The organism is Enterococcus sp. BWB1-3 (assembly GCF_016745275.1).
GTDB lineage: Bacteria > Bacillota > Bacilli > Lactobacillales > Enterococcaceae > Enterococcus_L.
On sequence record NZ_JADOEP010000009.1, the window covers coordinates 58,072 to 73,358 of the forward strand.

Genomic DNA, 15,287 nt, shown 5'->3' on the forward strand with positions numbered 1-15,287 from the left:
AATTCCTCCAGCAAAACTGTTCTTATTAATTCAGCTTCATTCTGTTGTTTATTCAATTCAGAATATATTTAGAGACTGGGATACAAACAAATCCCAGTCCCCATCATTCTAAAATTATTAAGGATTAACAGGCTCTGCCGATGTTTCTTTTCCATCAGTCAGTCCAAGTACAACCGCAGATTTTTCCGGGTTATGGTTTTTATCCATTGTCATAATTCCAGTTACGCCTTCAAAATCTTTCAATTCAGACAATCCTTTAGTAATACTTGCAGAGTCCGCTGAATCCTGATCTTCCATTGCCTGCTTCAGCATGTATACTGAATCGTAAGCAAGAGCATTAAATGCTGAAGGTTGTTTGCCGTATTTTTCTTTAAATGCTTCAACAAATGGTGTAACTTTATCTGTTGCCGGTGCATTTTCAGAGAAGTGACCCGTATAATAGACATTACTTACGTTCTGACTTCCTGCAATTTCAACCAGTTTTTCGTCGCCAAATCCATCTGCACCAATAATTGGTTTATTAATCCCCATTTCTCTAGCTTGTTTGATAATCAAACCAGCTTCAGTATAGTAGCCGGGAACATAAATTACATCATAATCAAGGGCTTTAATTTTAGTCAATAATGCCTGAAAATCTTTATCTCCGGCAGTAAAATTTTCTTCCCTCACGATTTCGCCTTTATAAGTATCTTTGAATGAATCAGCCAAGCCAATTGCATAATCACTTGATTTATCTCCAAGAATCACGACTTTATCAGCTTCAAGATTATCTTGAGCAAAATTAGCTAAAATAACCCCCTGGAATGTATCCTGGAAACAAGATCTGAATACATATTCCTGCACTGTATCATTGGCAGTTGTAATACTATCATCTGTTCCTGAAGGTGTAATCAACGGTACACCCGCTTTTGTCATATTTGGAATAGTCGCTTTCACCGCTCCTGATGTTGCTGGTCCAACTACTGCAACGACTTTGTCTTCATTTGTCAGATTAGAAGCAACCGATGCCGCTTCACTATTTTCTGATTTGTTGTCCTTTGAAACTAATTCTAATTTCTTACCTAGTACTCCGCCGGCTTCATTAATCTCTTCGACTGCTAATTCAATGCCTTCTTTTTCGGCATTTCCGTAAGCAGATACTCCCCCGGAAAGTTCCATGTTCATCCCGATTTTAATTGTATCACCGTCTGATGTATTTCCGGCTGAGTCTCCCCCGCCGCTTGTTGCAGCTGGTCCGCATGCTGCCAGTAAAAATAGGCTGGCAAATAAATAACTAAATTTTTTCATCCGATTACCCCCTCGTTTCACTCTGCAAATAATAATTATTAAAGAGTATGTATACAAATATAATAAAAAAGAAGATTCTTGTCAACGAATTTTCAGAAAATTTCTATAATTCAAATTATTAAAGGAACTATGGAAAAATCTGAGCAGAAAATAACTTGCTTTTTTTAAATATTATATGCATATTTTGGAAGAAAAATCAGGCATATAATAGCGGGATGAAAAATGATTGCTTCTTGGTTTTCCCTACTTCAAAAAGCATTGGATTATCTGATTTCTTTGTTCAATTAGGAAAAAAGTCATCCTGATTAAGCATTTTTTTCGAATCAGCTCAAAAAAAATAATTAGGAGCTACAAGTCAATGCAAGAAAAATCATTTTGAATGATTCTTTTGAAACATGGGGTTACTCTTTCTTTATTAAAAAAATAAAGGCGCAGGATTTTATTCCACGCCCCTATTCTTATTTTTATTTTTGTTTTTCCAAAAAATTTGCTGCTGCACCAACTAAATTTGCATCATTTCGATAATCACAGATGACTATTTCCGGAACAAAATCCTTCAACTCAAAATGTTCCAGTTTTTTCTTCATTCTTCCATTGATCTCGTCCAGCAGCCCTTCTTTCGCTGAAATCCCGCCGCCTAAAACAATTATTTCCGGATCTAATGAAAATTGAATACTGAAAAGTCCCTGTGTCAGATATTCATAGAAATTTTCTACTTCTTCTGCTGCCACATCGTCTCCCTGTTCAGCTAGTTGAAACACTTCCTTGCCAGAAACTGTTTCACGGTCAAGGCCCTTTCTGTCGCAATAACGCCAAGCCATTTGAACTGCAGTTCCCAGAGAGCTGAAGGTCTTTCCGTTATTCAAATACATCAGACCAAACTCGCCTCCATATAAATGAGCGCCTTTAACGATTCTGCCATCATGAAAAACAGCTCCGCCAATACCTGTACCGATTACAACGAAAGCAACTTCCTTTTTACCTTTGGCAGCCCCCTCAGCGATTTCAGCAATACCCGCACAATTAGCATCATTCTCGATCGTTACAGGTAATTGAAAAAGCTCTTCCAGCTCATCATAAATGTCAAAATGATGAATATAGGGAATAGCGGAAATCCCAAGAATTTGTCGTTTTTCTTCATCAACAGCTCCCGGAGCACTCATTCCAATTCCTTCAATAGAGTACGTTGCAGCTTTGATCACTTTGGAAAGGGATGCTTTCATCTCTTTCCACGTTTTAGGTGTGACAAAACTCCCAGTTTCATGAAGTTCATTCTTCTCCCACACACCATATTTCACTGCTGAACCGCCCAAATCAAATGCCAAGATTGCCATTGTTCTCCACCCTCTATCTTTATTTTTTGTGTCTTCTGTAATTATAGGGACCATGATATTCTTCGTCAGGATTTCTACGCAGACTGAATTTTAATGGAACATAATCAATTCCGCCTTTTACAAATGGGTGACAGCGTAAAATTCGTGCTATCCCCATAACACCGCCCTTGATTCCGCCATGTGTATGAACAGCATCCACCATGTATTCTGAACAAGTAGGATGGTAGCGGCATCTAGGTCCCAAAGCCGGGGAAATAAATCGTTGATAGAAACCAACGACAGAAATGATCATTTTTCCAAACATCTTTTACTCCCCCTTCTTCCCCGCTCGCAAAAACTATATCGCTTTTCCCACACTTATGCAAGTCCTCAATCATTGCATAGATTAATAAGTTTAAGTAATCTAAAAATTTATCCTCCCCTTGTACCGAGGACTATTCAAACACCCGAAATCGTGCTAAACTATGACATAGTGAATGGAGGAATAAACATGGGTTTAAAATTTGAACGAGTGGATGATTTAGATAGATTATTTGAATCTTTCGCTGTTGATCCTAAGAAAAAGGAAAAGCCGCAAGAAGAACTTGCTGAGAAAAAGGAAGACCAAAAAGAAACAGAACAATAATCAGAAAATCTGGTTGTTGTTCTGTTTTTTGATTCACTCAAGCAAATCAGATTATAAATATTGCTCGATTGCTTTCCAGGCTTCCTGTTTCCCTTGTTTTGTTTCTGAAGAAAAGAGGATAAAATCATCAGACGGATCAAAATTCAATGTTTTTTTAACCATACTTTCGTGTTTATTCCATTTGCTTCGTGGTATTTTATCTGCTTTTGTTGCAACAATTATTACAGGGATATCATAATATTTTAGGAACTCATACATTTGAACATCTTCCTGAGAAGGGGCATGACGTAAATCCACCAATGAAACAACCGCTTTCAACTGCTCTCTTTGTGTCATGTATGTCTCAATCATTTTCCCCCATTTAGCCCGTTCCGTTTTTGACACTTTTGCATAGCCATAGCCGGGAACATCGACAAAATGCAACGCATCTTCAATCAAATAAAAATTCAGTGTCTGTGTCTTCCCAGGTTTTCCTGAGGTTCTAGCCAGATTTTTTCTATTAATCAACGTATTGATAAATGATGATTTTCCAACATTGGATCGTCCGGCCAATGCTATTTCCGGCAGCTGTGTATCCGGATATTGTGCAGGTGACACTGCACTAATTACAATTTCAGCGTTATGTACATTCATGGTGAGCTCCTTATTCGTATTAATGATTTCATTTTTCTCTAGAAAAATGCAGTTTATTCTGCTTCCATACTTCATTAATCTGTGTTATGAGCTGCAGGACAGCTTTCGAACTGCTTCAATTCATAGAAAAAAGCTGAGATTCATACCTTCCATCAGATATTTCCTCCCAGCTTTAGAATTGCATATTAATGATTCACTGAAGCAATTTTAATCCGATTGTTTAACCGGCCTTTTGATCCTTTTTATTGTAAATGATCGCTGGTTTTCCTTTTCCTTCAACAGCCAATTCAGTAATAATTACTTTTTTGATTGTTTCATCAGATGGGATATCAAACATGACATCCAGCATTATTCCTTCAATAATAGATCTTAATCCGCGCGCTCCTGTATTCCGCTCAATTGCCTGCTTGGCAATTCCACGTAATGCATCATCCTCGAATTCCAGCTCCGTATTGTCCAAGGCCAACAGTTTTTGATACTGTTTCACCAAAGCATTCTTCGGTTCAGTTAGAATACGAACAAGATCATTAACCGTAAGTTTTTCCAAAGCAGCAGTAACCGGCAACCGACCAATAAATTCAGGAATCAGACCAAATTTAAGCAGGTCTTCCGGGATAATCTGCTGCATAATACTTTCATCTTCTGAAAGCTTGCTGTTGTTTGTTCCGAAACCAATAGTCTTGTCACCCAGACGGTTTTTAACGATACCTTCAATACCATCAAATGCTCCACCGACAATAAACAAAATATTGGTAGTATCAATCTGAATAAACTCCTGATGAGGGTGCTTTCTTCCACCTTGAGGAGGAACGCTAGCAACTGTCCCTTCCAAAATTTTTAACAGTGCCTGCTGCACACCTTCACCGGAAACATCTCTTGTAATAGAAACATTTTCGCTTTTACGGGCAATCTTATCAATTTCATCAATATAGATAATCCCTTTTTCAGCACGCTCCACATTATAATCTGCTGCCTGCAGAAGTTTCAACAGAATGTTCTCCACATCTTCTCCTACATACCCTGCTTCTGTTAAGCTGGTTGCATCAGCAATCGCAAATGGTACATTTAATGTTCTTGCCAAAGTCTGAGCGAGAAAAGTTTTACCGGAACCCGTTGGTCCAATTAGGCAAATATTGCTTTTTTGTAGCTCAACATCGTCTGAAGTATTATTCTCAGTATGGTTCACACGTTTATAGTGATTATAAACGGCCACTGAAAGAGAACGTTTTGCCTGCTCCTGACCAATGACATATTGATCTAAAATATCTAAAATCTCCTGAGGCTTAGGAACATCAGTCAATTCACGTACAGCTTCATCATAAAATTCTTCATCAATAATCTCTTTGCACAGATCTATACATTCATTACAGATATAGACACCCGGTCCTGCAACAATTTTCTTTACTTCCTCCTGTGTTTTACCACAGAAAGAACAACGAACAGGTCCATTATTATTTGTGTTGTCGTACACGTATGTTCCTCCTTAAAAAATAAAAAGTAACTGAGAGAACAGTCTTAGGGAATCATATCACAAATAAGACAAAAATGCGAATTTTGCAGCAGCAGTTTTTAGAATAAAGATATTCTTAAATAAATCTTCTTTATGTTATACTATGGGATGTAGCGTTTAACTTATAAAACTTAATAAATGGAGGGCATAATGCATGTTGGAAAAAATTTTACTAGGTACATACACTCGAAGAGCTAGTAAGGGAATTCATGAAATTCTATTAGATACAGATAAAGGACAGCTTTTAGAGGTTGAACTGGCAGCTGAAGGAAATGGTCCGACTTATGTAACCATGAGCAAGAAAGGAAACTTGTATTCAGTAATCGAATTGGGTGAGGAAGGCGGTGCAGCTGCATTCGAAAAAGATGGAGAAAAGAGCTTTAAACTGATTAATGCAGTAACAGAAAAAGGAGCCCCTCACTGCTATGTTGCCGTTGATGAGAACCGCCAGCTGCTTTATGGTGCCAATTATCACCGAGGCATGGTTTATACTCATCGTATACTGGCTGACGGATCACTGGAACTGGCAGACATAGTTACTCACGACGAGGAAACTGGTCCACATAAGAACCAAAACAATGCCCATGTTCATTATACAGATTTAACACCAGATCAACGACTTGTTGTCTGTGATTTAGGAACAGATCGTGTGTACACTTATGATGTGGATGATGATGGCAAATTGACAGAGGTTGCTCAATATGTTGCAGAACCTGGAACAGGTCCGCGTCATTTAGTCTTCCATCCAAATAATCAGTTTGCGTATTTATTTGGCGAATTAGACAATACTGTAACTGTATTAGCATATAATGCAGCTGATGGAACATTCAGCCAAACACAGAAATTATCTACACTGCCTGAAGATTTCACTGATTTTAACGGCGGTGCTGCCATTCGTATTTCAAAAGATGGACGCTTCCTTTACGCTTCAAACAGAGGGCATAATTCAATCGCTGTTTTTGCAGTCAACGAGAGCGGAAATGAAGTTGAACTCATTCAACTGATTTCGACAGAAGGAGATTTCCCAAGAGATTTTGCTTTGAACAGCTCTGAAGAATTTGTTGTTGCTGCCAATCAGAATACAGATAATTTAACACTTTATCGCAGAGACAAAGAAAACGGTCTGCTGACGGTAATTCAAAAAGATATCTATGCACCGGAATGTGTTTGTGTCTACTTTAAATAGAAAATAACTAAAAGATGAGCAATTTCAATATATGTATCCTAATCGTTCCAAAAGGTTGGTCAAATATAGCAGCTTTTTGACGATCGATACATTGTGAAGGCTCATCTTTTTTTGCCGATTTTTAATTGCTTAATAACATTTTTGTCTTTTGAACGGATACTTTTTTCAGTTTACCTTCTGCTTGAATGTTGAAAAATCTTCTGTTAACGTTCTGTTGCAAGCCTGCTTAGCTGTTCCTTTTTACAGATAGATAATTTTTGCTTTGACGAATGACCGCAATCTCCCTAGTTTCCATGATTCCTTCCAATGCAACCAATGCTTCCAAAAACCGTTCATCTTCTTTTGCATACTCGTAAAATGGTAAAATCAGACGTAAAGGAGCACCTTTGATCAGTCATTTATCAGGAGTTGTTCAGTAATAACTGCTATTATCGTACCTGGGAAACATTACTTCCGAAATATCTTGAGTATACTGGTTTTCAGACAATTTCTTCTCTAAAATCCGCTTATATTCAATCCCCCAAAGACAACTTGAGAGAACGCGAATATTCTTCCATCCCCTCTTTTCTGCTATTCTTCTTTTTCATGACACACTCATTCTTTTTTTAATGACTTTATATAAAAAGAATGAAGTAAGATAAATTGGAAAATTCTGTAATAGCCAAGATAATAATCTGATTGTTTCTAGAAGTAGTTTCGACCTATCTGATTTCATTAGCTGTTTCTTCTATCTAAAGTACACGATATCCATGCACCACCAATTGATAAGAATTAATCATGTATGCACTATATTCTTTGATTTCAGTTCATAGAGGACTGCTAAACAATACATTTTTAACCAATTTATCGGAACTGGAAGCAGGAGATATTTTTATTCTGTCGATTTTAGATTCAGAAGCTTTCCTACAAGATATGAGGAATTGAAGTGATCAAGCCAACGACAGTTGAATCATTGAGAATTACCGAAGGAGAGGAACAGATGATATTAATAACCTGTATCCCATACGTTCACAAAACCGCTAATCCATGCTCTGAGATTTGTTCATTGAGATTCAAACTCTCTTTGTATCTACCCCCGAATAAATGGCGGTACAAAAGCCCCACTTTTATAAACAGTGCTTTTCAACTAATTTTCTACCTTAAAAGAATTACTACCTATTCGGTGTGTGTTATTTTTTAGTTTTTCTTTTACTGATATTATTTCCAAATTTTTCTATTTTAATTCCCTTTCCAAAATAAATCAAAAAAGAAACTGTTCAAGCTACAGGAAACTTTATAAGGCTCTTTCAAGTTTCACTGTAAAAACAGTTTCTTTTTTATCAGAGGATGACTTCTTTCCAATCAGGCATCGTGACATATAGAATAAGTCTATTCATTGTTTAAAAGCAGTACGCTAATTCTCTTCTGCTCTTCTTTAATCTGCTTTTAACCAATTATTCTGTATTAGTTTTATTCTCTAACAGTTTAGTGTCGCTTACATCAGACAATTATTCATCTATTCTGCCTAAGAGATTTTCTTCTGCTATCTCCTCTTTATTATGTCTTTTCTTCAAACGTTTTTGCAGCTCTTTATCATAATTCCGCGCAGCAGGAATGAGGTAATTAAGAATACCGCAAAGTAGTGTACCAATTCCTGCAATTAAAAACATTTTTTCTACTCCTATATTATCTGCCAGCGGTCCTGCCATAATTAAACCTACAGGACCGGTAATACTCATCAGTGAATTCAATACACCTAATACTCGACCAAGATATTTAGGTTCGTAGCTTTGCTGGATCATTGTCATCAGCAATGTATTGAAATAAGGCGTTGCGAAACCGGCGATTGCATTCAAAATGATGAAGAGCATGAATCCTCTATTCGTCCCAGGAAGCAAGCCGCTGGCACCAATCGTCAGTCCAATCACAAAATACGCAAAAAATATAGGCTTCATTCGATCTTTCCAGTTTCCAAAAACACCTATAACTGCACCGCCTGCCAACATTCCTACTGCATAGATGACTTCAACCAAACCAGCCTGCCCTACTGTTCCTCCAAAGTAATTCATCGTCATCAAGGGATAAAGACTGGCTGCCGGCATGAAAATCAGCATAAATACAGCACCAATAATAGTGATGTACCAAAGACCTTTGTTTTCCATCAGTTTTTTTAGACCAAACTTCGTATCTTCCAAAAGATGTATTTTTTCCCCTTCAGAAACAATTCTTGGAATAGTTACAAAAATTAACAGCCCTACGCCCAAAAATGCGCCCAGTACATCCAGCATAATCAACAAATTCATCGGCATAATGGTGAAAAGAAAGGCTCCCAGAGCCGGCGCAATGATAAAATTGGCAGATTGAACCATGCCCAGCTGACCATTTACTTTTGTCAGCTCTTCTTCAGGAACCATGGTCGGTAAAATCGACTGAATGATCGGCATCTGGAATGTTTGAGCTACAGCACGCATAAATAACGAAACGAAAACCAGCCAAAGAGGAAACTCATCAGCAAGAGTTCCTGAAACTGCTAAAATCAGTGCGAAAATCGCAACAATAACATCTGTAACGATTAAAATAGTTTTTTTATTCAACCGATCGACAAAAGGTCCAACAAACGGACTTAACAAAACCATTGGAATCATGCCCACTAATGTCGCAAAGCTGAGGATGGTTGCCGATCCGGTCGCTTTCGTCAGATACCAGATAATTGAATACTGAACAATCATGCTGGTTATTCCAGATAAAAATTGTCCAGTAAGAAATAGATAGATATTTTTTCTCCAGTGAGGAGGAATCATAATATTCTCAGTCATAAAAACACTCCTAATATTTATTCTTTCATGAAATAGTGATAGAACGCAATCGAGGTTGTGACAGAAGTGTTCTGTCTCAAGAACCCGGTAGGTATCATGCATCATCTACTCTGACGAGTCAATCGTAGTGATTTATGACAATAAGTCGGAATATACGAAAATTGTCAAGGAACACTAGTTATAAAATGACTAGCTGTGAATTGATACCTCCCTGGAGCTACTCATATTTTCAGTATCGTTCGACTTATTTCCGAAGAGACAGCTTCTGGAACACCGTTTATTCGGTTTTAGGATCTCAGATATACTTATGTCACAGTCCAATCGTGCTCCTGCTTGAGAAGCAAAAAGAAAGTTTGAAAAATCACTTTTTTCAATACCCCTATGCTTCGAAAGAATCTTCTGATATCGGAATGTTTTCCAAAATCAGAAGAGACTTAGGTTATTCTCATTCTTATTGAGTGAATTCCTGCTTTTTTATATAACATGAGAGCCGGCCCCTTTCCTCGAATTCTGTTCCTCTTTAATCGTACCTTATTGTATTGGGAGAGACAAGAAAAAAACTAATATTGGATTATTTCCACTCTGATCTTCGACAAGCGGAACAATTCAATCCTATTAAGATACAACCAACTTTTTAATCTACTAAAAAGCCGTACAAACCTAAATGTCTGTACAGCTTTTTTAGTTAGAGGGATAGTTCTTTTAAAATTTTTTAGACAGAGAAGCAGCTTCTCCATCAAACTGATTTTCTACTCCCACAAAAAATCAATTATGGAAAAACAGCTCTCATCTGCCTAATTTTCAATCCTGTTTTGAGATCAGCAGGAAAAGGATTTCCCTTTTTAAAGTATCCCCTGCTTAAGAAAGCGTGAGTCAGACCAACAACAGTCTCCGTCACCTTCATTTTTGTCTCAAAAATATTCAAAACTTAAAAGCTGACAGCTGTCCAGAAACTGTTCACTCTTTCAAGATTTTGACCATTCAACGTTCCTTTTCAACCATTACCTTTTTTATTTTTCTATTTGTATCCTTTTTTATATAGATAAAGAATTATTCAAAGGAGTGACTCCCATCATCCATGTAAATAACACCCATCCAGTAAAAGCCCTGCAGTTCTTCATTCTTGGTTTTACTGAGTACCTTCTCTGCAATCACCGCGAATCGCTGATCATCCAAATCATAGGATGTACGTAAAACTGCCAGACCTTCTTTTTCCAAAGAATCAACTAGCTTATCAGAAATTTTATCCTCATCAAAAAATTTCTCTTCTACATGATAAAATTCTTTATCGGCTACATCTTCCGTAATTTCATAATCTAAAAGGTTTTTATCAAGGACATAAAGGCTGTCTTCCACCAATACTCGCTTTGATGCTTTTCCGGAAACATTGAGCAAGACATTATTCAGTAATTCATTATCATTATTGGTACTGTCCAGAACATTCCATTCCCCATTTACTTTGACCTTGTTCCAGGCATGTGGAAGATCTCCATCCAGATAACCAGTAACAACAATCGTTTCAAGCCCGGCTTCATCTGCCAGAAGCTTAAAAGCACTGGCATAGCTGGCACAAACGCCAACTTTATTAATCAAAACTCCATAAGGCGTAAATGAATCGTTAAACGCTTCATCAACTGTCACAAAATCATTTTCTTCCGCATTTTTCAAAGCAGCATTGTCATATTCAGCAATTTCACAAAGATACTGATTGATTGCATACTCTTTTTCAAGATCACTCATTTTATCCGTAATGATCTCTTTAACAACTTTTTTTACTTCAGCTCTTAATTCTTTTTGCTGCTTCTTCATTGCAGAAGTATCCATATTATAACGAATCATTATTTTCATGCCGTCATCTGAAATTGAGGCCCCTTCAGCACCCAAAATTAATGGGTTTTGATAAATTGCTTCCATCCAGGCATCCGCCAAATAAGTCTGATCTCGTGCTTCGGGAAAATCTTTTAGATCAATCGTTGTCTTGCCGGAAATCATATGAATCGCCAGGTACTCACTAAGTGCACTGTTTGCAGTGATTTTATCGGTTGTTTCCTGAATACTGTCAGATGATTCTTTTTCATCCTCTGTCTCTGCTTCAGCTTCAGGAACAACTTCCATTTCAGTTGTTCCTGCCCGACTGCGCAACAAGTTCTGCCGAGTTTCCAAAGCAGACAAATCATCCTCTAGCGTTTTTTGCTTAAAGGTTTCCACTCTTGCTTTCCCTGAAAAACCAGTTCCATCTATTGTATAGGGAATCACCACTACCTCTACTTTTTCGGCAGTCATATCGGACATATCTTCTTTTTCATACGAGTAAATAGACTCTGTTGCAACTTTCGCCTTAGATACTTCATAAGTAACGAGCTTCTGAACAAGAGAGCCGTCGCACATGGTCACCCAGCGATAAGAAGGCAGCTGACTATAAGAATCCGCTCTTAATTTACCTTCTTCTTCATTACTCAGATCAATTTCTTCATTGGAAGGTATACGTTCCGCCATCGAAGCAATATCCATCGCATTACTGATTGCTGATGTTCCGTCTTTAGATACAGCAATCACAGCATAATTACTTTGGTATGTCTGATCCTTATAAATCGGTTCATCCCCTTCACCATATTTTTCAATGTTGTAATCTTTCCGACGTTCGTACTCAGAAACTGAATACGTTCGTAAATAGGCAACATTCTCAGGCGTCCAGGTCGTCTCTTCTGTCTGCGCTCTGACAGAACCGCTCCATCGATACCCATTTTTCTCAGTATAATCGAGATCCAAAATATAGTAATATTCTGCATCTTCCACTTCATTCCAAGAATATTCCGGCATTCCCTCTTCATTGATTTTCATCTTCAAACGCAATGAATCGGGAATTTCATGAATTACTGAAAAGAGTGTTACGATTGGTTTCTCAAGCTTTTCGCCAGTGTCCAAATCTACACGGACGATCATATAATACTGCTGTAAGTTTCCCCAATCTCCATATTCCCCTTTATCAAACAAAGTGTACTCAGCACTATCATAGCCATAGGAATTTTTATCCAAATCAGAAGAAGATATAGAAGCGGGCGCTGTTTTCGGCGGCAGCACTTCAATTTGTGTCCGTTCTTCGTCCATTTCAAATCCTGTACCCAGCGATTGTGTCAACTCCGGATCCTGGAACACTTCAACAACTTCAGTGTAATTCTTCATTCCTAATTCTTCAGGGTCAAATCCGATTTCTATTTTGAGCGGTTCATCACGTTCAACCATCAGTCTTTCTTCAGAATAGATATAGGCTTCATCGTATTTATTCTTGATATCTAAAGCAAGCTTAGTCGAAGATATTTCGTTTCCTGCTGATTCATCTTTTTCAGCTGCCCTCTTTGTCCACTGACATCCCCCCAATATTAGAGTTATTCCCGCCAACACCACAAAAATTTTATTTTTCATCTTCCTCTTTTCCGCCTTTCTACCAGTAATACCTTTTAAACTCAAAAAAGGTTACAGGTAAAATCACTTTTTATTCAAGTCTGTCTTTTATATACGCTAAAAATTCTGTTTCAGAAATTTCCTTTGCCTGAATAAAGTAATAGATTCCGTCTTTTTGATAGCCGGCAAAAAAAATATTCTCTTCATTCTTTGCCAGCCAAACATCTATTTCATTAAGCTTATTTGGCTCTGTTTCTCTCAGAAAATCCGGAATTACTTTGCTGCTGCTGCCTTTACTGACTTCAATATTTTCATTTTTACTTCCACCAATTTGACCGAAATTTTTGTCTATCGAAAAAGTATCGCTCTCCTGTTCAACAAATGCTATGCGAAGTGAATGCTGGGATTGATAATACCCATAACTGCCTGCACCAGCTATAATAACAAGAACAGCTGCCAATATCGCAAAGCGAACCGATTGTGAGAGCTTTCTTTTTACAGGTAAAGAAACAGGTTGTTCTTTTATGTCTGTTTTTGGAGGTACTTCCTGCTTTTTTTGTTCTTCACGTTCTCTCAGCTCAAGTCTGGTCTTCTCGATTAAACTTTTGGGAGCTTTAATTTGATTCAACTGTTTTTTATATTCGTCTTTCATTCAAAAAAATCTCCCTTCATTTTTAATCGCAATGCATCTCTTGCTCGAGATAATCTGGTCTTAACCGCAGATTCCGACAGCTCCAGCAACTGGCTGATTTCTCTGACAGAATAGCCTTCAAAATAAAACAAATGAATCACCGTTCGTTGATCTTCACCTAAAGAAAGACATGCCTCTAAAAGATTCTCAACATTTTCATCCTGAGAAATCGTCTTTTGTTCCAGCAAATACTCATCCATTCCCACTCTTTTTTTACTCCATGAAGTATCAAAATATTTTTTACAACAATTAATGGTGACTCGAATCAGCCAGTGCTTCGCATGCTCTTTACTTTTCAGTGTATGTATATGTTCTACCAGACGCAAAAATACTTCCTGAAATATATCATCGGCATCGCTGGATTGCTTCATTTGAACAAAGGCGATACGATAAACCATATCCGCATATTCATCAAGCAGTTCTTCAGCACCCAACAGCTCTCCTTCTTCCTTTCTCATGTTTCCTCCTTACTATAAATACCCCTTAACCGTAGAAAAGTTACCCGGTTCCAGTATAAATTTATTAAATATTACTCCAAACAATTATTTATTATACCAGACTCAGACTTGCAGTTGTCTGCAATCTTTAAAAAGGAATTTCCAATATTTACTTATTTCAATAGAGTTTTTGAGAAAGTTTGAGGGCAAATAACCCTTGAATGCAAAAGACATTTTCTGCACTCAGGGCTCTATTGTAATATTGTTGTTTCGACATTTTAAAATGGTTAATTGAATATATTTTATGAAAATAAAAAAAGAACCCGCCCCTTGGGGGAGGGCGGGAAAGGAGTTAAAAAATGAAAAAGTGTTTATTAGGGTTTGCTTATTTGGTATAACTCTATATTACTGATCAAGTATGAATTTTTTGGAATAAAGTTATTTTTCTATGATGAAATTTATGTGACTATTTTGTGACACATAATAATAGGTGAGTTTGGAACAGAATCAAAGTTCCAAACTCTCTTCATACCTAAACCCGAATAAACGGCGGGACAAAAGCAACTCCTTTTACTACCGATAAACAAAACCATTGCTTCAATTACAGTCACTGTTTGATTTCTATTCTATGCTTATTTTTCTGCACAGTTGGCAATATACTGCATATTTTTCTGTTCCTTTTTAAAATAGCGGAACATTGTCATAAACTGTTCTCTATTCTCTTTTTTCAAGCCGTTTTTGATAAGCATGAACGCTCCGCGAAATCCTTCATCACGAATCATTCCTCTAGGATTCATTAATGACATGGCTCCTGTCTGATGCTTGACCTTTCGAAAACCGGCATTCGCATACTGCTTTTGCCAGCTGTCCAATGTTAATGGAGCTACCCGCATGTTTATCGCACGGCTAAGATCATTCACCAACTGCTCATTGGGTTCCGACAAACTAATATCGTGTGTTAACAGCTTTCCTCCCGGCTTTAACACACGGTAGTATTCTTTCAGCGCTTTTGCTTTCGAGCTATTATCCAGCATTGTCAGCATGGCTTCATTAATAACGATATCAAATGTATTATCTTCAAAGGGAAGTTTTAATGCATTTCCGGATTGAACGCTGACTGTATCCAGAAGACCGGCCTTCTGGATGTTCTGTTTTGCCTTTTCGAGCGCTTTCTTATCCAAGTCCACACCGATAATTTCACAATGATATTTCTGCGCAACCTCCACCAATGTTGTTCCCATATTGCAGGCAACTTCAAGAACTTTACTTTCACTGGAAAAATTTCCTTCAGACAATAACCATTGTGTTGCCTCCAATCCACCGGGACGAAGCCGCTTCTTCCCCAGTTTAGCCAAAAATGTATGACCTACCTGTTTTCCAGCCATTC

General features: G+C 37.6%; 12 protein-coding genes. 2 read left to right on the plus strand and 10 right to left on the minus strand.

Annotated features, from left to right (window positions below):
* Window positions 1-117: 117 nt before the first annotated feature.
* The 3 genes from IW492_RS08375 to yidD all read right to left on the minus strand — a co-directional run bounded on the left by IW492_RS08375 (window position 118) and on the right by yidD (window position 2,925).
* Window positions 118-1,287 carry an ABC transporter substrate-binding protein gene (locus IW492_RS08375; RefSeq protein ID WP_202067162.1) on the minus strand — a complete coding sequence of 390 codons (1,170 nt, stop codon included), beginning with the start codon at window positions 1,285-1,287 and terminating at the stop codon, window positions 118-120.
* A 464-nt stretch (window positions 1,288-1,751) separates the two neighbouring features.
* Window positions 1,752-2,621 carry an ROK family protein gene (locus IW492_RS08380; protein ID WP_202067163.1) on the minus strand — a complete coding sequence of 290 codons (870 nt, stop codon included), beginning with the start codon at window positions 2,619-2,621 and terminating at the stop codon, window positions 1,752-1,754.
* A gap of 19 nt (window positions 2,622-2,640) precedes the next feature.
* The gene (yidD, locus tag IW492_RS08385) at window positions 2,641-2,925 is read right to left on the minus strand and encodes a membrane protein insertion efficiency factor YidD (RefSeq protein WP_202067164.1); all 285 of its coding nucleotides are present in this window, start codon (window positions 2,923-2,925) and stop codon (window positions 2,641-2,643) included.
* Between the two features lie 186 nt (window positions 2,926-3,111).
* Between yidD and IW492_RS18365 the strand changes: the two genes are divergently transcribed.
* Window positions 3,112-3,246 carry an SPJ_0845 family protein gene (locus IW492_RS18365; protein ID WP_267491492.1) on the plus strand — a complete coding sequence of 45 codons (135 nt, stop codon included), beginning with the start codon at window positions 3,112-3,114 and terminating at the stop codon, window positions 3,244-3,246.
* A 51-nt stretch (window positions 3,247-3,297) separates the two neighbouring features.
* Here the strand turns inward: IW492_RS18365 and yihA are convergent, their stop codons facing one another.
* Window positions 3,298-3,879, minus strand: coding sequence for a ribosome biogenesis GTP-binding protein YihA/YsxC (yihA, locus tag IW492_RS08390; RefSeq protein ID WP_202067165.1), 582 nt, complete (start codon window positions 3,877-3,879; stop codon window positions 3,298-3,300).
* Between the two features lie 220 nt (window positions 3,880-4,099).
* Window positions 4,100-5,350: an ATP-dependent Clp protease ATP-binding subunit ClpX gene (gene clpX, locus IW492_RS08395; protein WP_202067166.1), complete on the minus strand. Its 1,251-nt coding sequence runs from the start codon at window positions 5,348-5,350 to the stop codon at window positions 4,100-4,102.
* Between the two features lie 193 nt (window positions 5,351-5,543).
* Between clpX and IW492_RS08400 the strand changes: the two genes are divergently transcribed.
* Window positions 5,544-6,575: a lactonase family protein gene (locus tag IW492_RS08400; protein ID WP_202067167.1), complete on the plus strand. Its 1,032-nt coding sequence runs from the start codon at window positions 5,544-5,546 to the stop codon at window positions 6,573-6,575.
* A 1,487-nt stretch (window positions 6,576-8,062) separates the two neighbouring features.
* Here the strand turns inward: IW492_RS08400 and IW492_RS08405 are convergent.
* From IW492_RS08405 to IW492_RS08425, 5 genes are all read right to left on the minus strand, one after another.
* Complete coding sequence (locus IW492_RS08405) at window positions 8,063-9,370, minus strand: MFS transporter (protein WP_202067168.1); 1,308 nt, start codon at window positions 9,368-9,370, stop codon at window positions 8,063-8,065.
* Between the two features lie 1,050 nt (window positions 9,371-10,420).
* Window positions 10,421-12,793: a transglutaminase domain-containing protein gene (locus IW492_RS08410; protein WP_202067169.1), complete on the minus strand. Its 2,373-nt coding sequence runs from the start codon at window positions 12,791-12,793 to the stop codon at window positions 10,421-10,423.
* Window positions 12,794-12,863: 70 nt separating this feature from the next.
* Window positions 12,864-13,424 carry a hypothetical protein gene (locus IW492_RS08415; RefSeq protein ID WP_202067170.1) on the minus strand — a complete coding sequence of 187 codons (561 nt, stop codon included), beginning with the start codon at window positions 13,422-13,424 and terminating at the stop codon, window positions 12,864-12,866.
* Window positions 13,421-13,921, minus strand: coding sequence for an RNA polymerase sigma factor (locus tag IW492_RS08420; RefSeq protein ID WP_202067171.1), 501 nt, complete (start codon window positions 13,919-13,921; stop codon window positions 13,421-13,423). Before IW492_RS08420 ends, IW492_RS08415 begins: the two co-directional genes overlap by 4 nt.
* Window positions 13,922-14,532: 611 nt before the next feature.
* Window positions 14,533-15,285 (minus strand): class I SAM-dependent methyltransferase, encoded by a 753-nt coding sequence (locus IW492_RS08425; protein ID WP_202067172.1) that lies wholly within the window; start codon window positions 15,283-15,285, stop codon window positions 14,533-14,535.
* Window positions 15,286-15,287: the final 2 nt, after the last annotated feature.